Below are 19,490 nucleotides of genomic sequence, written 5' to 3' on the forward strand. Positions count from 1 at the left end.
TTTATCATTTTGCCGCTTAGTTCAAAAAATAAAACGAATCCTCAAGCTATTTTACAAAATAATGGAGTTAAAAAAAACGTACACACGGGCGAAGACGAGTGTACGTTCGGGCAAAATATATAAACACGTCAGAAACTTTTGCAATCCGCTAAGACTCTTTCAAGGCAGGGTTTCATAATACGACTGTTCGAAGTATCCAAACAGTATCTTCAAAAAAAAGAAACCCAGGGCTATTGAAATAAGCCCGGGTTTCTCGAAACAGAGTCCAAAGTACAGAAGCCTTTATTTTTTAATCGTAATTTGTTTGGATGCAGCGTTATAGTTTACCAGATAGCCCGAAAGCTCGCTAATTACTCGCAGTGGAACCAGTGTAGAGCCGTTAACGATAATTGGCGCTGTGATGTTCGTCGAGTAATTCCGGGAGTTGTTTAATTCATACACGGCAAGGGTCGAATTCTTGACTTGAAGCACCACTTGTTTGCCGTCATCAGGGCGATTCATGATGATTTTCTTGGTCGCTTTATCATAGTTTACCTGGTAGCCCACCCGTTCACTGATAAAGCGCAACGGGACCATCGTTACCCCATTTATGATTCGCGGAGCCTGAGCCATCGTCGTAGCACGACCATCGACATAAGCTGTTTTAGCTCCTGGTGTCAGGGTGAACGAAGTTGAATATGAGGAAACCACATTGTTAGAGTTTGAGGACGTCGTACCGGAAGTGGTTGTCGTAGTGCTCGTCCCGGACGATGAACTACTGGTACCAATCGCTCTATTGCGAATAGCTTCCAGCCGATCCAGCAGGTCGCTTTTACGTGTCCCGCTCGGCAGATCACTGATTACGTCTCTGGCAGAGCGCCAGTCGGAAGCATTCAGACTGTTTTCCGCAATTCGCATCAAATCTCTTGCTTTCTCATAGTTCGATGAATAGGATGACGACGATGACGATGACGAGGAATAACCATCTGTGCGTTCCGACACCTCTACCCCGCTGGACTCTCTACCACTGCTATTTACCGTTGTAACCTTAATCTCATACCAGCGTCCTTCACGCAAACCCGTAATCTTATAGGATTCGGAGGATGTAGTCCCCTTGTAGTCACCATCAGCATATATTTTTACTTTTTCAGCCGAACTCGGCATATCGTAGGTGATTTTGATCCAGGTATCACTCTTGCTATCTACATCAAGATTGGATACTTCCGACGAATTGGAGGACGTGCTGTTCGTTGTAGCCGTCAGCCTCACACCGGAGGACAATGCACCTGTGCTGCGCTTGGATTTAATCGTAAACGAATACGACGTATTTGATGAAAGATTGTTGAATGTGTAAGACGTTCCTGTTGAGTCTGTAATCAGTGATCCGTCCCGATATAAACTGACCGTACTAATTCCGCTAGGTCTCGTCCAGGAAACAGTAACGCTATAGTTATTAACTGATGTCACTGAAGCTCCTGTCACTTCTGGCACAGTATCGACGGTGAGCGCTGAGGTCGTAACCGGAATACTGATGCCTCCAGATATGTTGCCGGATTTGTCTATAGTCCTGATCGTTACGTTATAGTTTGTAGACGCAATTAATCCACTGAACGTATAGGATGTCCCTGTAGTTCGCTGCATTTCCCTGCCATTTAAATAGATAATAGCTTGGCTCAAGTCTGCATCCTTGGGCATTATGTAATTTACGGTAAAAGCGTTGTACCCCAAATTCGCCACGCTCAGTCCGCTTACCTCTCCTGGAGGTGTCTTATCTACAGGAGCATCCGCGGAAGCAGTCTTGGCCTGTATTATAGTTCCCGGAGAACCATTTCCACTTTTATTCACCGTCTTTACCCGGAAGGTATATGAAGTATTCGGCTGTAAGCCACTCAACGTATAAGAGTTACTTCGAATGTTGTCTACATACACATCGTTACTGACACCGACCACCTGTACATGATCAAAATTGATGTCCGCCGGGTTAGTCCAAGACAAATTCACTCTTGTTGTATCTAACGCAGCCGCATTCAGATTGCTTACCTCCGCTGGTGCAACACTCAGAGCAGCGGATTGGCTCGCCAACGCCTCTGTTTCTCCCCAGATGCCATATCCCGTATTTAAAATCAGTGTAGCCGTTGCGAACGGAGCCATCCATTGGCGCAAACGCTTTTTATTCATGGTCAATGCTCTCCTTAATGGTTACATGTTCATTTAAATGTTATCGGAATTATCATAGAGAATGTTTAGGGCTCACCTTATTTGATGTCAGGCGAAGACTCAGACAGCCCCTTGGATATGCTGTAAATATTCAATATATCGTAACTTTTTACCGTTTTATAGCATCGGTTTGTGAGTTATATTAAATTTTAAATAATAAAAGAAAGGAGATTTATTATGTTTAGAAATGCATTTAAAACCTTTGGTTCCATCGGTAATATTGAAGCGATTTCATATTTGCTGCTCGTATGTATCGCCATGCCTCTTAAATACGCAGCCGGGATGCCGCAAATGGTAAGCTGGGTGGGGATGATTCATGGGGTACTGTTCGTGGCTTATGTGGCCGCGACTGTGGTCATGCTGATTTTACGGAAAATAACAATACTGCAAGGACTTATGGCCTTGATTGCCTCACTGCTACCATTTGGGCCTTTCATTTTTGATCGTAAGGTGCTGAAGAAAGCCGAATCCTGATGCAAAAAAACAACCGATGGCTTCAAACCACTCGGTTGTTTTTTGAATAGAGATTGAAAAATGCTACTTTTTTAGGTTTCCCTTCTACTTAACTATGTAAGCTAGACTAATCTCTCGGGTAATTGACACTCATAATATCCATAAAAGGAACCTTATCCGTTTCACCATTATTCTCTACATGAACTCTTCCCGTTCTTGGGTCCATTTTGACAATCTGTCCGCGGACTGCTTCTTCACGCCCCCATACGGTCAATACAACTTCGGATTGCTCTTGTTGCGCTTCTACAAGCTGATTTCCGATTTCCTCCAGCACAAATTCATCCCGAGTAGGCCGTTTGGCCACCTTCGCCTTTGCCACTTGCATTCACCCTCTCTTTCGTGCAAAATCAAATTCATTCCATTTTACCATACTTTTCATCATTTGGTGCTGGTAATCTGAGTCAAATCTCATCCATGGTACATAAAAAGAGCCGATTTCTCAAGACAAGAAAATCGACTCTCTAAAGCCATTTGTTAGAGCTTGTTTCGGAGCGTTTTGAAGGTTCTGGTTATTTGATCAGCTGTGGAATATAATCCACTACATTATAAATGGGTGCACTGCTCTGTTGAGTAACCGCCAGGATTAAAGCACCTTCCAACATGGAAATAATAAGCACCGCCAGACTACGCGCCTTTTCTTCCATCCAGCCTGCTGCCTGAAGGCGTTCCGTATAAATATGCTGCCAATCTGTAAACGTATTCACACAGGCATAGCGAAGAGATTCACTAATACAGGAAGTTTCTGCAGCAGCCCAAAAGCCAAAGGGTATGAATCCGCTAAAGCCGTTACGGTCTGCGTCCTCAGCTGTTTCGCGAATAAAATCCTGAATGGCCAGTACGGGATCATCGTTCCCTGCCAGAGCCTTCTTCAATTTTTGTTTAACAAGCTCATTCCCTCTTCTAATGCACTCCAACGCCAACTCTTCTTTACCACGCGGGAAATAATAGTATAGAGACCCCTTCGGGGACCCGCTTTCTGCAAGAATCTGATTAAGCCCAGTAGCGTGATACCCTTGATGAAAAAAGAGCTTCGACGCGGTTTGTACGATATTCTCATATGATTCGGGTTTAGCAGCCATATACAGCATCCTTCATTGTATAATATTTAAATTTTTACTTTGACAAAAAAATAACAGCATGTTTATTATATATAGACCGATCGTTATAATTCAATACCCATCAATATATTGGAGGAACAAAAAACAACATGAGTACAATGAGTCAAACAAGCACTCCTTCTGAACCCACAACGTTCAAGGTGCTGCCTATTATGATTGCCCTGCTGCTTAGTGGTTTTATCGGAATGTTTAGTGAGACGGCGCTGAACATTGCGTTGAATGATTTAATGCAGATTTTGCACATTACGACAGCAACAGCCCAATGGTTGACTACAGCTTTTCTGCTGACACTTGGTATTTTGGTGCCTGTATCTGGATTGCTGCTGCAAACCTTCACGACAAGACAGCTGTTTGTTGCATCGTTACTATTTTCAATTGCAGGTTGTCTTGTTGCTGCGCTTGCACCTACATTCTCAGTGCTATTGATCGCACGCATTCTTCAGGCCGTTGGTACGGCGCTGTTATTGCCGTTGATGTTTAATACCATCTTGATTATTTTCCCGGCTGAAAAGAGAGGCGCGGCGATGGGGATCATCGGATTGGTAATTATGTTTGCACCTGCGGTTGGGCCTACGATTGCAGGATTGGTGCTGCAAAATCTGTCCTGGCACTGGATTTTCTGGATCTCCCTTCCGTTCCTGGTATTCTCGTTAATCTTCGGTATTTTCTTTATGCAAAATGTTTCGAAAATTACCAAGCCGAAAATTGACATTTTATCTATCCTATTGTCTTCCATCGGCTTCGGCGGTGTCGTGTTCGGTTTCAGTAAATCCGGAGAAGGCGGCGAAGGCTGGGCCAGCCCGGTTGTTTTGCTTCCTGTGATCATCGGGTTGATCGCGTTGATTCTGTTTTCCATGCGCCAGTTAAAAATGAAGCAGCCAATGCTGAATTTGCGTGTTTTTAAATATCCGATGTTTGTCATCGGAGTCGTGATGATCTTCCTGTGTATGATGACCATCCTTTCTACGATGCTAATTCTTCCGCTCTTTTTGCAAAAAGGGCTGGCCCTGTCCGCTTTGACAGCAGGTTTGGTGCTTCTGCCAGGTGGGATTATCAATGGTCTCTTGTCTCCCATTATGGGCTCCTTGTTCGATAAATTCGGTCCCAAATGGCTCGTCATCCCGGGGCTTGCGATCGTTGTCGCTGTTTTGTTTTTCCTGTCCGGCATTACGACGACATCCGCTATCGTACTCATTATTGTGCTTCATTGCTGCCTGATGATCGGGATATCCATGATCATGATGCCAGCTCAGACGAATGGTCTAAACCAGCTGCCTCTGGAGCTTTACCCGGATGGAACAGCCATTATGAGCACGCTCCAGCAAGTTGCTGGTGCTATTGGTACAGCCATAGCAGTAAGCATTCTCTCCAAAGGCATGGAAAGCTATTTGAGCCAATCCAGTATGCCTGAATCCGTAAACGAAATGGCGAATGCCATGGTATTTGGATCCCAGCATTCATTTTTCTTTGCCATGATTGTCAGTGTGATCGGCCTATTCATTGCCTTCTTTATCCGCAGAGTTCATGTCAAAAAAGGAGCAGCTCAAGCTCCGATGCACTAATTGAAAGCCCACAGTAAAGGCTGCTGACCTTATTTCCACGGTCAAGCAGCCTTTTTCTCTATGAATCGATATACATATTCATGCAATTACATATTTACAAAGCTCCCCCATTTGGTTACGATATGCTTTATGAAGTAAATTGTAAAAATTACGATTACTATTAAGGGGGATCACCAGTTGTTTAAACGTCCGTATTTGAAGCTATTCATACCTGCAGTCATAGCGGTGATGGTAGCAGCCTGCTCATCATCTCCATCAGGTTCACACTCTCCATCTGCTGCTAACGCACCGCAAAATAAAAGTGTCACCTTATTGTTCAATGTACAAAGCTCCTCTATAGATCCGCATACGGATGTGAACTATACAGCCGTCCGCGCTGGAGTGGGTGAAACACTGGTCAAAGTGAACAAAGACCTCAAGCTGGAAGCTTGGCTTGCAGAGAAATGGAACAGCAAGGATGGACAGCACTGGACCTTTAACATCCGTCCGGGCGTGAAATTCCATAGCGGTAAGTCCGTTGATGCCGCGGCTGTAAAATCGTCTCTGGAAAGAGCGCAAAAACTCAGCCCCTCAGTTAAAAATGCGCTGCATATTCGTGACATCCAGGCGAATGGACAGATATTGAAGGTTACGACAGACAGGCCCTTCCCGGAATTTGCGTCTGAGCTGGTTCACCCCAATACGGCTGTCATAGATACTTCCTCAACAGATGCCCTTCCATCAGGGACGGGGCCGTTCAAGGCCGCGAGTTTTCGTGCCGGAAGTGAACTGAATCTGGAGCGCAACGATCAATATTGGAATGGTGAAGTGAAATTGAAGCAGGCCAAGTTCGTATTTAACGAAGACGCCAATGCGCGTCAGCTTGCTTTTCAAGCCAAGGACGCTGACATTGTATATCGTCCGCCGATTGAAAGTCTGGACCTGCTAAAAGCCGATTCCACGGTTAAGGTGGACTCTCTGCCCAGCCTGCGAACGCATCAGCTCATTTACAATATGAACAACAGCCATCTGAAAAAGGCGGCTGTGCGCAAAGCCCTCGATTATCTCATTAATCGTGATGAGATTGCTGATGGCATCATGTCTGGTCAGGGGACTCCCGCTCAGGGTCCGTTCCTGTCCGCCTTTCCTTTTTCACCAGCATATGCTATGAAAAAGTTTGATTTGAGCGCTGCACGAGACAGCTTCAAGCAAGCTGGATATTCAGTGCAAGACGGCAAAGTAAAAGCGCCCAATGGACAAGCGCTTCATCTCACGTTATTGACCTATCAGTCAAGGGCGGAGCTTCCGCTCATTTCACAGCTAATCCAGGCTAACGCCAAGGAGCTCGGTATTACAATTGATATCCGGCAGGTCGATAATATCGACGAATATCTTGCCGCTCATCAGGATTGGGATTTGGCAACTTACAGCAGCATTACCGCTCCGCGTGGCGACGCAAGCTATTTTTTGAACGCGGCTTACATGCCTGAGGGAGCACTGAATTACGGACATGTGCACTTGCCGAAATTGGAGGCTTTGATTACGAAGCTGAACAGGGCGGTGAATGAAGAACAGCGCAGCAAGCTGGCGCTGGAGGCTGTCTCGATGATTGATCAGGAAACCCTGCAATCCTTTCTCGTTCATCCGAACAACGTAGTGGCCTACCGCAATTACGTACATAACTGGGTAACAAGCCAAAGTGAGTATTATCTGCTGACCCAGGACCTGGATGTGGACTAGCATGCTCAAATCCATCGCCAAAAGGCTGCTTGAACTGGTATTGTTCTTTCTTGTTCTTTCCTTTGTAAGCTTTTGTCTGCTCAAGCTGGTTCCGGGCGATCCTGTCCGCAGCATTCTCCGGGTAGATGATGTAGCTGTGTCCAATCAGCAAATTGCGGATATGCGCAGCCAGCTCGGACTAGATCAGTCGTTACCTGTGCAATATGGCAAGTGGCTGGTTCAGTTGCTTCAGTTTGATTTTGGACAGTCATATTTAACCCATCGTCCGGTATTTGCAGAGTTTATGGAAAAACTGCCTTATACCCTCCTGCTGACCGGTGGCTCTCTGTTCCTTATGCTGCTCATTGCGCTTCCGATGGGAACGATGGCTGCGCTGTATCGCAACCGCTGGATTGACAATGCCAGTCGTATGTTTGCCTTAATTGGCTCCTCGATTCCCAGCTTTTGGCTGGGTCTCTTGTTTATCGAGTGGTTTGCAGTTAAACTGCGAATTTTGCCGTCTATGGGTGAAGGAACCATTTTTCATCTGGTACTCCCTTCTCTCACCTTGGGACTGGCGATGGCAGCCGTTTATGTACGAATGATCCGCGCCAGTCTAATTGAAAGCTCGGGACAAGATTTTATCAAGGCAGCGCAAGCCCGGGGAATCAGTCCGGCTCGCATTTTTTTCAGACATATGTTCCGGCACAGTCTTGTTCCACTCATTACCGTATTCAGTGAGAGCATAGGCAGCCTATTGGGAGGTACGGTTGTAATTGAAGTGCTATTCGCCTATCCGGGGCTGGGGAAATGGATCGTGGATGCAATTGCCGCAAGGGATTATCCCATTATTCAGGGCTATACACTGTTTATGGCCGTGTTCATTGTATGTATCAATATGGCGGTAGAGCTATCCTACCGTTGGATTAATCCCGAAATAGTTTTGAAGGAGAAACGTCAATCATGATAAAATCCTCTCATGCGGAAAGCAGGCAGTTCGTCAGTCCGCAACGGTCCAGAACTTGGATTGCGCTGCTTTCTATCCTGCTCATTCTTGCAGCAATTACAGTGATTCCGCTTCTTGCTCCCCAAGATCCGTACCGTATTCAGATGGGGAATCGGCTTCAGCCGATCAGTGCGGCCTACTGGCTGGGAACCGATCATTTGGGCAGAGATGTGCTATCAAGAGTGATGACAGGACTTCGAACGACTGTCGGAACCAGCTTGTTGATCTTGGCCGTTTCACTGGTTGTCGGGGTTCCGCTCGGCCTGCTGTCAGGATTTGTCGGGGGATGGGTTGATCGTATATTCAAACGAGTGGTCGATGCTTTCATGACATTACCCGATTATATTTTTGCGATTGTGTTGAGCGGTCTGCTCGGGCCTGGCTTGATGAATCTTATTTTCGCGGTGACGGCGGTAAAATGGGTCAGTTATGCACGGCTGGTACGCAGTACCGTACTCGCTGAAAAGCAAAAGGACTATATTTCGTTATCTATACTGGCAGGCACATCCTCCCTGCAAATTGTCATGCGGCATATTCTGCCCCATGCGATTGGCAATGTCCTGGTACTGGCTGCACTGGATATTGGAAAAATCATCTTAATGATTGCCTCCCTGTCCTTTTTAGGCTTAGGTCCGCAACCGCCGATACCCGAATGGGGTGCCATGCTGAATGAAGGACGAGCATATTTTCAAATGGCTCCCCATCTGATGCTGGTTCCCGGAATGGCTGTCGTGCTCACGGTGCTACTGGCGAATATGCTGGGGGACAAGCTGCGTGACCAATATGATGTTAAAACACGGACGGAGGAGTGAGCCGTATATGCTGTCTATTGAAGGCTTAACGATTCGATCAAAAGCAAAAATCGTTGTAGATCAACTGGAGCTCGCCGTTCGTCCGGGGGAGTGGTTTGCCCTTGCCGGAGAAAGCGGCAGCGGCAAAAGCATGACGGCTTCCGCAATCGGCGGGCTGCTCCCCTCTTCTTTTACAGCGCACGGGGTTATTGCCTGGAAGGGCAACAATTTGCTGACCTTGTCCGCCAAACAAAGACGTTCCTTGCTTGGCAATGAAATCTCGTATATTTTTCAAGACTATCACGGAGCGTTTACTCCCTTTCTGCGAATAGGCAGTCAACTGGACGAGCTAATGCACACTCATGGCTGTCCAGATCGCAATGCGCGTAAACAGCGCTGTATAGAGGTCCTTGAGCACGTACAGCTTTCTGCCGAGCGGGTATACCGCAGCTATCCGTTCCAGCTCAGCGGTGGTCAGCTGCAACGAGCGGCTATTGCGGCCGCATTGTTGCTAAAGCCACAGCTTCTGATTGCCGACGAACCAACAACCGCGCTGGACACGCTGACAGCTCACCGGGTGCTCCAGCTCATCAACCAAATCCGGATGGAAACCGGGATATCTGTCCTATGGATCACTCACGATCTCCGCCATGTCCGCAAGTATGCGGATCGAATCGCGGTGATGCGTACTGGCTCGCTGGTCGAGAGCGGCGAGACACAAGTGGTGCTGGATCATCCGGTACATCCGTATACACGTCGCCTTCTGGCGGCGATTCCGCCGCTGGCCCCCAATGCTCCGGCACGTTTACCGCATAGCACCGAAGAACAAATCACACCAGAAAGGAGCAGTTTACATGGATGATCACGTCTCCTCTCTGCAACATGTACACACATCTAATCCTGTTGTCACCATCTCCGGTTTGACGAAGGCTTTTGCCGGAGGCAAGACGGTGCTGCACAATGTTTCTCTGTCGGTTTCACCCCAAGAATGTTTGGGCATTGTCGGAGAAAGCGGCAGTGGCAAAAGCACGCTGGCTCGCTGCATTTTAACATTGGACTCGTTTGATCAAGGTGAGCTTATGCTGGATGGACAAACGGTCCGGGGATTAAAGCAAAATGAGTTAAAACGGTTACGCAGCAGGCTGGGTGCGGTATTTCAGCATCCCGCAGCAGCTTTAAACTCCAGACTGACCATTCTACAATCCTTGCTGGAACCGCTGGATCAGCTTAAGGGCTATGTCCCCTTCTATATGAAGGGCATGCCTTCGGATCGTCGAAAAATAGCAGCACACCTACTCGGTAGGGTCAAGCTCCCAGCCAGCTATATGGATAAGTACCCGCATCAGCTCAGCGGCGGGGAGAAACAGCGCGTAACCATTGCGCGCGCAATCAGCACAGAGCCGGACTTTATCGTGCTCGACGAGCCAACGGCAAGTCTGGATGTGACGACACAGGCGACGGTTTTAAATCTGCTCAAGGATCTACAGGATGAGTTGGGAGTGGCCTATCTGTTCATTTCCCATGATCTGGCGGCTGTGCACTTCATGAGTGACCGGATTATGGTCATGAAAGATGGCCGTGTACTTGAGGATTTTGCCAAGGAAGCTCTATTCCAGTCTGATCGCCATCCCTATACCCAATCTTTACTGGAGGTTTTTTCAACATGTTGCCTACCCACCGAGCCTATCTTACTTTAGCGATTCCTTTAATTCTTTCGACGATTACAACCCCACTGCTCGGTGCGGTGGATACGGCGGTAATCGGTCATTTGAGTCATGCCTCCTTTTTGGGTGGTGTAGCTGTGGGTACTCTTATTTTTAATACTTTATATTGGATGTTTGGCTTTCTGCGCGTCAGCACATCGGCTTTTACCGCACAGGCTGCGGGGGCTCAAAATAAGGATCAGAGCATAGCTGCGCTCATGCGCCCACTGGTCATCGCTTTACTGATCGGCGGGTTATTCATTATACTGCAAAAGCCGATCCTGCTGGCCTCTTTACAGTTAATCCATCCTGCTCAGGATGTAGCTGCTCAGGCAGCGATATATTTTAACATTCGTATTTGGGGAGCGCCGCTTACGCTGGTAAACTATGTGCTGCTCGGCTGGCTAATGGGATTATCCCGCGTGAAAGCAACCTTATTTCTGCAAATTACGATGAATGTGACCAATATGGTATTGGCCCTTGCGTTCACACAAATCATGCAATGGGACGTAGCCGGTGTGGCAAGCGCTACACTCATCGCAGAGGTTCTCGCCTGTGTGCTCGGTTCTATTCTTGTACTTCGTTCCTCGGTCTGGAGAGAATGGCGGCAGAGTGGAAAAAAAGATTGGCAGGACTGGTTTGGAGCCTCAGAGCTGAAAAGTGTCATGGCAACGAATCTTGACCTTATGATTCGTACAGCCTGTCTGCTGACGATGTTCAATCTGTTTACATCACATAGCGCGAGCTTTGGAACCGATCAACTGGCTGCCAATGCTATTTTGTTGCAAATCCATTACATTATGGCTTATTTTTTTGACGGATTTGCCAATGCCAGCAGCATCATGACGGGACAAGCTCGTGGTGCCGGAGATCGGAAAATGCTGCAAAGAGTGATCCACTTGTCCTGGTTCTGGACACTGCTCACCAGCGTGGTATCAGGCGGACTGTATTTAGCACTGAAGGAGCCGCTTATCCAGCTGTTCACAGATAACGCTACAGTGATTAGCCTGACAGGTCCATACAATGGATGGCTTGTCGTCTTTCCGCTGGCTGCCGGGCTGGGGCTGGTATTCTATGGTGTGTTTACGGGGATGACAGTAACGTATCCGATCCGTAATTCCATGCTGATTTCGCTGGTCTTCTTTTTAGCTGCTCTCTTCTGGTGTGTTCCCCACTATGGTAATCATGGACTATGGCTTTCCTTTATCATATTTGCTCTGGGAAGGTCATTATTTCTTGTGATCTATTTGCCTCGATTGAAGAGGGTATAGCAGCTTATAGTGCTGACGAACGCGTTAATGCGTGCTTCTATGACAGCTACGCGGACGGATCATTCTTACGATCGCTGTTGCCTCCAAATTTCCTGATTATAATTTCAGGGTAGAAATTCGGAGGCAAAGGCGAACGCTGACGCTTCTACAGAACGATTCCGTCCTCTACGCTTGCTTTATGCTGTTTACTTTTAAACACCGAAACACACCAAAATAAGCCGCAAAACCTCGTATTATTGGGGGCTTGCGGCTTTCTAGTTTTAGAATTTTTCCTTGGTTTATAAAACTAGAACACCTAAAAGCAGCGGAGAGAACGGAACGATTGCGGAAAAGCGGTAGCGGTCGCCTTTGTCTCCAGATTTATACCGCTTAGTGTGATTCAATAAATCTGGAGACAACAGCGATTGGAGTAACGTTCCGTTCGTGGAGCGTCCACCATACACACGTGATTTATATCGTACTCAAAAGCAAAGGATGCCCCATCAACCATGTACGTGGCGTTGGGGCATCCTTTTATTGTATGGAAAAGTCTTAATGCTAAAGTACGCGGATGCTTTTATTCGCCTTGAGGAACGGTCAATCCCAATCCTTCGGCTACGCGGCGTCCGTATTCAGGATCAGCTTTGTAGAAGTGTCCAATCTGGCGCAGCTTAATTTCGTTGCTTTCTACAGGCTTCATCGCATTTACGATGTTTTGCACCAGACGTACACGCTCATCCTCACTGAGCAAGCGGTACAGATCTCCCGGCTGTGTATAGTGATCATGATGATCGTAGGCTACACTTTGAGCTTCGCCAGACACTTCAAAAGGAGCGATTTTGTGCTCCGGGGATTCTGTAGGTCCACCGAGACTGTTAGGCTCGTAGTAGACAGATCCGCCGCCATTGCTGTCACTGCGCAATGCACCATCACGCTGGTAGTTGTGTACTTCCGCATGCGGACGGTTGATCGGCAGTGAATTGTGATTAGCACCTACACGGTAGCGATGGGCGTCACCGTAGGCAAACAGGCGTCCTTGCAGCATTTTATCCGGAGATGCTTCAATACCCGGCACAAATGAACCCGGAGAGAACGTCGCCTGCTCTACTTCTGCAAAATAGTTTTCAGGATTACGATTCAGAATCATACGTCCTACCTCGATCAGCGGGTAATCCTTTTGCGACCATACCTTGGTCACATCAAATGGATCAAAACGGTATGTGTTTGCATCCTCTAATGGCATAATCTGCACATAAAGCCTCCATGCAGGAAAATCACCCTTCGCAATAGCCTGAAATAAATCTTCTGTATGATAATCCGGATTTTCACCGGCAATTTTTGCAGCCAAATCGACATCGAGATTTTGTACGCCCTGCTCTGTTTTAAAATGATATTTTACCCATACGGCCTGCCCCTCGGCATTCACCCACTTGAACGTGTGACTACCAAAACCGTGCATATGTCTGAGTGTGGCGGGAATACCGCGGTCAGACATGAGGATACTTACCTGGTGCAGTGATTCAGGAGATAAAGACCAGAAATCCCACACCGCATTCGGATTTTTCAGATGAGTTTGGGGATGGCGTTTTTGCGTATGAATAAAGTCAGGGAATTTGATCGCATCCCGAATAAAGAAGACCGGCGTATTATTGCCTACGAGATCATAGTTGCCTTCCTCTGTGTAAAACTTCACCGCAAATCCGCGCGGATCGCGTACTGTATCAGCCGAGCCCAACTCACCTGCAACGGTAGAAAAGCGGATAAACATCGGTGTACGTTTGCCTACCTCGGACAAGAAGCTTGCTTTGGTATACGCAGACAAATCATTAGTGACTTCAAAATATCCGTGCGCTCCCGCACCTTTGGCATGAACAACACGCTCCGGCACACGTTCGCGGTTAAAATGTGCTAGTTTCTCCAGCAAATGCACATCCTGAATCAGTGTAGGTCCACGTGATCCGGCAGTGATGGAATTTTGATTATCGCCGACAGGAGCGCCCCAGCTTGTAGTCAGGTTGGTTGGTTGTTTACTCATGATTGAAATCACCTCTTGAATGAATTGGTTGACAATGTGTTGTACTCAAAAAGACCTCCCACCTCTGACACCATATAATCTGAAAGAACCAGGCCAGGGGGAGATTCAGACGGCTTCAAAATGGAGAGGTCTATTCTATTTAAACATGAATTCCAAAATGGATAATGAAGATTTCAGGAAGATTTGAAAAAGGTTTGGCGAAGGTTAGAACAGCAAGGATTCCCGGTCGAGAAAATCCAGGATATCTTGAACCGACTGGGCTACCTCCCGACCCTCAGTAGATACGATGAGATCAGGCTCCAGCGGTACTTCATAAGGCGCATCAATCCCCGTAAAATGACGAATTTCTCCCGCTCGCGCTTTCTTGTACATTCCTTTTGGATCACGCCGCTCACATTCCTCCAGACTGCACTGTATATAGATCTCATAACACCCTTCCTGCTGTAAAATCTCCTTTACCATTTCACGGTCCTCACGGTAAGGGGAAATGGTGGCGCATATCGTTAAAACACCCGCATGTGCCATCAGCTTTGACACTTCAGCAATACGGCGGATATTTTCCTTACGGTCAGCAGGCAGGAAGCCCAGGTTACGATTCAAGCCATGTCGAACATTATCCCCATCCAAAATAAACGTGCGTATGCCGCGTACATATAATGCTTTTTCCAGTGTGGAGGATACCGTTGACTTTCCCGAGCCAGACAGCCCCGTCAACCAAAGCACCGGGCTTTTATGTCCATTCAGAAGCTGACGCGCTTGCTTATTAACATCTGACGCATGCCAGGTAATGTTCGAGGATGGATTCATTCAGCACTCTCCTTTTCATGATGTATTGCTTTTCATGAGATATTATAATAAGCATTTTTTATAGCATGATCTCCAGCTTCAGGAAAGGACTGTTTTAAAGCTGTTTAAGGTACGCTGCCCCGCCGTATGATCCAATACTGCAAAAACAATCCGTTCAAACAACAAGGCATAGCCCTCCTCTACAATCACTTGCTTGAACCAGCCTGCAACCTCTTCCGGCTTATTGCGGAATACCCCGCAGCCATAGGCTCCCAGTACGAGATGCTCGACCCCGTTTTGCTTGGCCATTCCAAGTATGTAACGGATACGCTCCAACATCACTTCACCTATTCGGCTGACCTGTTCTGGCTCCCGTTCTCGCACGACTCCAGCATTAACAGCAGGAGCAGTCAGAAAATCGACCAGATACGGCTCATTCAGCAAGGCTCCCTGATCATCCCGAAATACCGGAACTTCAGGCGAATAAATCATATAATCCGAGTAAAAACAGCTACGCAGCTTTCGGTTATGCTGGTACATTTCTTCCATTTGTGAAATGCAGGGATACATGGCTGACGAACGAGCCAAGCTTTCCTCTTGGGCCTGGCTGCCTCCGAGAAATCCACCACCCGGGTTTTTAGCTGATGCAAAATTTAAACACGCCACGTGCTCCAGCTTCTCTTGGACCCGGAGCCTAAATGCAGCCTGCAACGTGCTTTCTCCCGTAACTTCCAGCTTTGCAGTAAGCGCCCGTTCGTCTATGAGTGAAGAAGTCTCCGGTGCGCTTTTTATCTTTTGTTCCGCCTCTTGCTTTACAGCCACCAGCTGAGAAGGTGTATACAGCTTCGAGTCTGTGATCGCCTTATCCACTTCTTTTGCCATATTCACTTGTGCTTGTTGGATATTTGTATAATATCCATGCTCCAAAATAGATAGCGTTTCCTGTGCCATCTGTGATCGAGCATCCCGGGTGCTCCGGTGATTCATCGTACTTGTCATGATGACAATTCCTCCTTTTTCAATATATCCTCACGTAAGTTCGTCAATATTTCCCCTAGCCAGTTCGTGCCACGCCATGACTTGCGGTTGTATATGCGGGCATCGTTTTCAGCCAAGCCTACACCCCAAATAGTGTCTGTCGGACTAGCCTCAACCAGTGTGGTTCCCTTCGTTTTAAGCAGGTACTTGAGCAAATTCGGATTTTGCGTAAATTTGGCATAGTTACCGTCATACACAAACTGCCGGCAATTCTGATCCCACAAGGATTGATCAAACCCGCGAACACTACGACCACGAGCCTTTTGCTCCCGAGGGGTAGATGCCAGCATAATTTTCCGTGCCGCCTCTTCATCCCCAAAAAGCTGCGCTTTTTTAAACATCATATATTGCTCCGCACAGTTAAACTCCAATCCATCTACGACAAAATCAGAGGGATACCATTGTGAAAATGGCGAATGACTGCGATAAAAAAATGTAAACTTTTCCATAAAAATCCCTACTTTCTTAATCCTTTAAACTATATAAGACGTGACCTGGGTTTGAAACGGTATAGCTTGGACGGACGGTGTCCAGCCGCTTTTCTGTATTCATTCGTCTCGTCTACGAGATCTGCTATTTTACGACGGAAGGCCGCAGCCAGCAGCTCCTTACCCAAAATAATTTCATATACCTGTTGAAGCTCACCCAATGTAAATAAGGATGGCATCAAATGAAATGCGATATCTGTATATTCAATTTTGCTGCGCAGACGCTCGATGCCGTAAGCAATAATTTTGGCATGGTCAAAGGCAATACCCTGTGACTCCAATACTTCTCGCTTGATTTCAATCGTTTTCCCCTTCAGGATTTCAGTCACTTTTACTTTGGCTGACAGGTGAATGTCCCCATGCTTCAGGGTAACGTCAATATCCTGCTCCCACGTGTAACCTTCCGGTTGGTTCGTCCGCGTCTCCTGAGCCACGCTGTAATCCAGCTCAAACCATCTGGCATCCGCGGCATCGTCCCCAGCTCGTACCTCCAGGGAGTCGTGGTCTACCAATGCCATGTAAGCGCAACTGATGACCCGCATACGTGGATCACGGGCTACATCTCCCCAAGTGTATAGCTGCTCCATATAAATCTGATCCACATTTGTTTCGGTTTTAAGCTCACGTCGTGCGGCTTGTTCCAGGCTTTCATCCATCCCTACAAAACCACCCGGCAACGCCCATTGCCCTATGAATGGGTGCTCCCCTCTCTGGATCAAAAGCAGTTGGAGTGTCTTCTCTGGCAGCTTGCGATAATTATGCTGGAACTGATCCATTACAGTAAAAAGCAGCATATCTACCGTTACTGACGGACGCTCGTATTGTGTTGCATCATAAGCGGCCAGAAATTGCTCCTCCGTCAAGCCACCAGGATTGTATTTTGGTATTTCTGTCACTTGTGTCACCTTCCTGTTCATATATGGGTAAAGGTTATTACTTTCGTGATAAAAACAAAATGTTAATATCAATATAGTAATATATAGAAATGGCCCCGTCAACATTTTCTCCATGAAACCGCATTCAATCAGATAAAGGATATTGCACTCCAATGTCTGAAAAATAAAGAGAAACCCTGGTCTTGTATGGACCGGGTTTCGTGGTTTTACCCTCTTGGTTTCACAGCATAGCGATATTGCATTCCCGGCATTCCTAAAAATTCGAGTTCGCCATGCGCAATTAAGTATTGAATCCGATATTCCAAAAAGCTGTCGCTGCCTAGCTGCGGCCATTGTGTCAACGCCTCAACTATAATTTTTCCGGTGTTTACGTATTGCCGATTCTCTTCCAACTGTAGTTGGTCAATCATCTCCAGCAAAGCCTGGTCAAAGTAATCTTCTGGCACATGAACGATCTGGTCATTGTCCCATAATCTCAGCACACTATCTTGTTCACTGAGCACCAGCCACTCTTGTTCGTAGCGTCGTCGGTCTTCCATGCTTACAACATGAATTTTATCTTCATTTCGCTTAATGACCCGTTCAATTTCTTTCGAATCTACCACACTCATGGATAAAGGGAATAGATTCTCAGTATCAGCATTTAAATGATCATTCGACTCCCGTTCCATGGCATCCGTAACATTGATGATCCGAATAGGCGTAGCCCTGTTTCGCAGAACATATAATGCAAAACGTAATCCGACCTGCTCATGAGCATTAGAGCCACACCAGATTGAGATCGACTTCTCATCAGAAATTTCACTAAGAGTAGCCATCATTTGTTCAACACGGTGCTCCCAATTGGCGTAATGGAAAGATTCATATTGAACCATCCGCTCAGCCAACCAGCTATGACGTTTTTCTTGTCCTTCTCGTGTTTCCAGCCCCCATAACGGCCCTATAGAAAATAGATCATTAAAACACAGCACTTTACTCTCATCCCGCAGCCCTGCACCTGAAAGTCCTTGTTTCATCGAGCCCCCTGCAGACTGAGAGAACAGTAAGTGTACATGCCTTTCCCGAGTACGCTCATACTCCAAACGCTCATTTCGGCTTGCCTCCACATGGTTTGCCCACTGCTCCAATATGTAATTAGCCCATTCAGGGTTTCTGTCCGATAAGGCTACAGCCTGCTCCAGCACATTCTGTACAAAGTTTTTAAGTCTTCGACCATTGAATACCTCATTATAATCTTCATCAAAATTTGCTTTATTGTTAGATGACAAGTCATCTGCTCCTCTCAATCGGTCCAATTTAGGCTTGTCTTTCGACCGAAAATTTCTTTAGAATAAGTGTATAGCTATCACTTCTTGCTCTACAATAACAATACCACAGGATGGTTACTTGACTGGAGGAAAAGAAATGACATCGGAGTGGCAGAAACTACAAACCAAACTGCCGGAATGGGTGGAGCAAAGCCGTCATGAGTACATACATGGCAAGGTAGCGGCGTATATTCCCGAATTGTCTAAAGCGCCGGCAGACGCGCTAGGTATTGTTGTGATGAACGGTGCGGGCGAGACCGTGGTAGCCGGGGATACGGAGCTCCCATTTACGATGCAGAGCATCTCAAAGGTATTCACGCTCATCCTGGCCTTGATGGATAACGGAGAGGACGTTGTCTTTTCCAAGGTGGGTATGGAGCCTACGGGAGATCGTTTTAATTCCATGTTAAAGCTGGAGCTGGTCGAGCCAGGTATTCCGTTTAATCCGCTCATTAACGCTGGAGCCATCGCCGTCTCCTCTTTGATTCGCGGAAACAGCCCGGGGGAAAAGTTTGCCCGTGTCCTGCAATTTTTTCGTCTGCTTGCCTGTAACGACACACTGGAATATGACCAGGATGTCTACGATTCGGAATCTGCCACAGGCCATCTGAACCGTTCCCTTGCTTATTTTCTGATGGAAAAAGGGATTCTAAGAGGTCATGTCGAGGACGTACTGGAGGTTTATTTCAGACATTGCGCTGTAAAAATGAACTGTACGGATTTGGCACGTATGGGACTCGTACTCGCCTATAACGGCCGTGATCCGGTTACAGGCGTACCTCTGATTCCCCGCCGCTATGTGCAGATCGCCAAAACTTTTATGACGACATGCGGCATGTATGACGCCTCTGGAGAGTTCGCCATTCAGGCCGGACTCCCCGCCAAAAGCGGTGTATCCGGCGGCATTATGACGATGGTGCCCGGACGATATGGCATTGGACTGGTGGGACCTTCCTTGAACCGTATGGGCAACAGTACAGCGGGTGTACATTTGCTGGAGACCATGTCCCGGGATTTGGATTGGAGCTTGTTTTAGTATACGAAAACAGGGGATTTCCGGCCTAATGGCTTTTGGGAATCCCCTGCTTGTTGTGCTTCTAAAC

The 19,490-nt window shown here is 47.1% G+C and carries 18 protein-coding genes; 9 read left to right on the plus strand and 9 right to left on the minus strand.

Features of this window, described 5'->3' with window-relative positions; translation table 11 throughout:
* Positions 1 to 282 precede the first annotated feature (282 nt).
* Positions 283 to 2,157, minus strand: a complete 1,875-nt coding sequence (locus KQI_RS0117540; protein WP_010348157.1) for a fibronectin type III domain-containing protein — start codon at positions 2,155 to 2,157, stop codon at positions 283 to 285.
* Between the two features lie 216 nt (positions 2,158 to 2,373).
* Between KQI_RS0117540 and KQI_RS0117545 the strand changes: the two genes are divergently transcribed.
* On the plus strand, positions 2,374 to 2,670 hold the full coding sequence (locus tag KQI_RS0117545; protein ID WP_010348158.1) for a DUF3817 domain-containing protein: 297 nt from the start codon (positions 2,374 to 2,376) through the stop codon (positions 2,668 to 2,670).
* A gap of 106 nt (positions 2,671 to 2,776) precedes the next feature.
* On the opposite strand, the gene KQI_RS0117550 is transcribed toward KQI_RS0117545, so the two are convergent.
* Both KQI_RS0117550 and KQI_RS0117555 read right to left on the minus strand, forming a co-directional pair.
* Complete coding sequence (locus KQI_RS0117550) at positions 2,777 to 3,028, minus strand: YolD-like family protein (protein ID WP_007432418.1); 252 nt, start codon at positions 3,026 to 3,028, stop codon at positions 2,777 to 2,779.
* A 190-nt stretch (positions 3,029 to 3,218) separates the two neighbouring features.
* The gene (locus KQI_RS0117555) at positions 3,219 to 3,788 is read right to left on the minus strand and encodes a TetR/AcrR family transcriptional regulator (protein WP_010348159.1); all 570 of its coding nucleotides are present in this window, start codon (positions 3,786 to 3,788) and stop codon (positions 3,219 to 3,221) included.
* Positions 3,789 to 3,925: 137 nt separating this feature from the next.
* Between KQI_RS0117555 and KQI_RS0117560 the strand changes: the two genes are divergently transcribed.
* The 7 genes from KQI_RS0117560 to KQI_RS0117590 all read left to right on the plus strand — a co-directional run bounded on the left by KQI_RS0117560 (position 3,926) and on the right by KQI_RS0117590 (position 11,858).
* Complete coding sequence (locus tag KQI_RS0117560; RefSeq protein WP_197536399.1) at positions 3,926 to 5,389, plus strand: DHA2 family efflux MFS transporter permease subunit; 1,464 nt, start codon at positions 3,926 to 3,928, stop codon at positions 5,387 to 5,389.
* Between the two features lie 177 nt (positions 5,390 to 5,566).
* On the plus strand, positions 5,567 to 7,108 hold the full coding sequence (nikA, locus tag KQI_RS0117565) for a nickel ABC transporter substrate-binding protein (protein WP_029390214.1): 1,542 nt from the start codon (positions 5,567 to 5,569) through the stop codon (positions 7,106 to 7,108).
* Position 7,109: 1 nt separating this feature from the next.
* On the plus strand, positions 7,110 to 8,054 hold the full coding sequence (gene nikB / locus KQI_RS0117570; RefSeq protein WP_010348162.1) for a nickel ABC transporter permease: 945 nt from the start codon (positions 7,110 to 7,112) through the stop codon (positions 8,052 to 8,054).
* Positions 8,051 to 8,905: a nickel transporter permease gene (gene nikC, locus KQI_RS0117575; RefSeq protein ID WP_010348163.1), complete on the plus strand. Its 855-nt coding sequence runs from the start codon at positions 8,051 to 8,053 to the stop codon at positions 8,903 to 8,905. Before nikB ends, nikC begins: the two co-directional genes overlap by 4 nt.
* Positions 8,906 to 8,912: 7 nt before the next feature.
* Positions 8,913 to 9,746 carry an ATP-binding cassette domain-containing protein gene (locus KQI_RS0117580; RefSeq protein WP_010348164.1) on the plus strand — a complete coding sequence of 278 codons (834 nt, stop codon included), beginning with the start codon at positions 8,913 to 8,915 and terminating at the stop codon, positions 9,744 to 9,746.
* Positions 9,739 to 10,581, plus strand: a complete 843-nt coding sequence (locus KQI_RS0117585; RefSeq protein ID WP_010348165.1) for an ABC transporter ATP-binding protein — start codon at positions 9,739 to 9,741, stop codon at positions 10,579 to 10,581. Before KQI_RS0117580 ends, KQI_RS0117585 begins: the two co-directional genes overlap by 8 nt.
* On the plus strand, positions 10,548 to 11,858 hold the full coding sequence (locus tag KQI_RS0117590) for an MATE family efflux transporter (RefSeq protein WP_010348166.1): 1,311 nt from the start codon (positions 10,548 to 10,550) through the stop codon (positions 11,856 to 11,858). Before KQI_RS0117585 ends, KQI_RS0117590 begins: the two co-directional genes overlap by 34 nt.
* Before the next feature lie 556 nt (positions 11,859 to 12,414).
* On the opposite strand, the gene katA is transcribed toward KQI_RS0117590, so the two are convergent.
* From katA to KQI_RS0117620, 6 genes are all read right to left on the minus strand, one after another.
* Positions 12,415 to 13,872 (minus strand): catalase KatA, encoded by a 1,458-nt coding sequence (gene katA / locus KQI_RS0117595; RefSeq protein WP_010348167.1) that lies wholly within the window; start codon positions 13,870 to 13,872, stop codon positions 12,415 to 12,417.
* A gap of 204 nt (positions 13,873 to 14,076) precedes the next feature.
* The gene (gene cysC, locus KQI_RS0117600) at positions 14,077 to 14,679 is read right to left on the minus strand and encodes an adenylyl-sulfate kinase (protein WP_010348168.1); all 603 of its coding nucleotides are present in this window, start codon (positions 14,677 to 14,679) and stop codon (positions 14,077 to 14,079) included.
* Between the two features lie 78 nt (positions 14,680 to 14,757).
* On the minus strand, positions 14,758 to 15,657 hold the full coding sequence (locus KQI_RS0117605) for a TIGR02452 family protein (RefSeq protein ID WP_010348169.1): 900 nt from the start codon (positions 15,655 to 15,657) through the stop codon (positions 14,758 to 14,760).
* The gene (locus tag KQI_RS0117610) at positions 15,654 to 16,145 is read right to left on the minus strand and encodes an NADAR family protein (RefSeq protein ID WP_010348170.1); all 492 of its coding nucleotides are present in this window, start codon (positions 16,143 to 16,145) and stop codon (positions 15,654 to 15,656) included. The genes KQI_RS0117605 and KQI_RS0117610 overlap by 4 nt, the downstream gene beginning before the upstream one ends.
* Before the next feature lie 29 nt (positions 16,146 to 16,174).
* Positions 16,175 to 17,080, minus strand: coding sequence for an NUDIX hydrolase (locus KQI_RS0117615; protein ID WP_010348171.1), 906 nt, complete (start codon positions 17,078 to 17,080; stop codon positions 16,175 to 16,177).
* 206 nt (positions 17,081 to 17,286) lie between these two features.
* Positions 17,287 to 18,348: a DUF1835 domain-containing protein gene (locus tag KQI_RS0117620; protein WP_010348172.1), complete on the minus strand. Its 1,062-nt coding sequence runs from the start codon at positions 18,346 to 18,348 to the stop codon at positions 17,287 to 17,289.
* A 136-nt stretch (positions 18,349 to 18,484) separates the two neighbouring features.
* Here KQI_RS0117620 and glsA point away from each other — a divergent pair, with 136 nt between their 5' ends.
* On the plus strand, positions 18,485 to 19,423 hold the full coding sequence (glsA, locus tag KQI_RS0117625) for a glutaminase A (protein WP_010348173.1): 939 nt from the start codon (positions 18,485 to 18,487) through the stop codon (positions 19,421 to 19,423).
* The last annotated feature ends 67 nt before the right edge of the window (positions 19,424 to 19,490 follow it).

This window comes from Paenibacillus peoriae KCTC 3763, from assembly GCF_000236805.1.
GTDB lineage: Bacteria > Bacillota > Bacilli > Paenibacillales > Paenibacillaceae > Paenibacillus > Paenibacillus peoriae.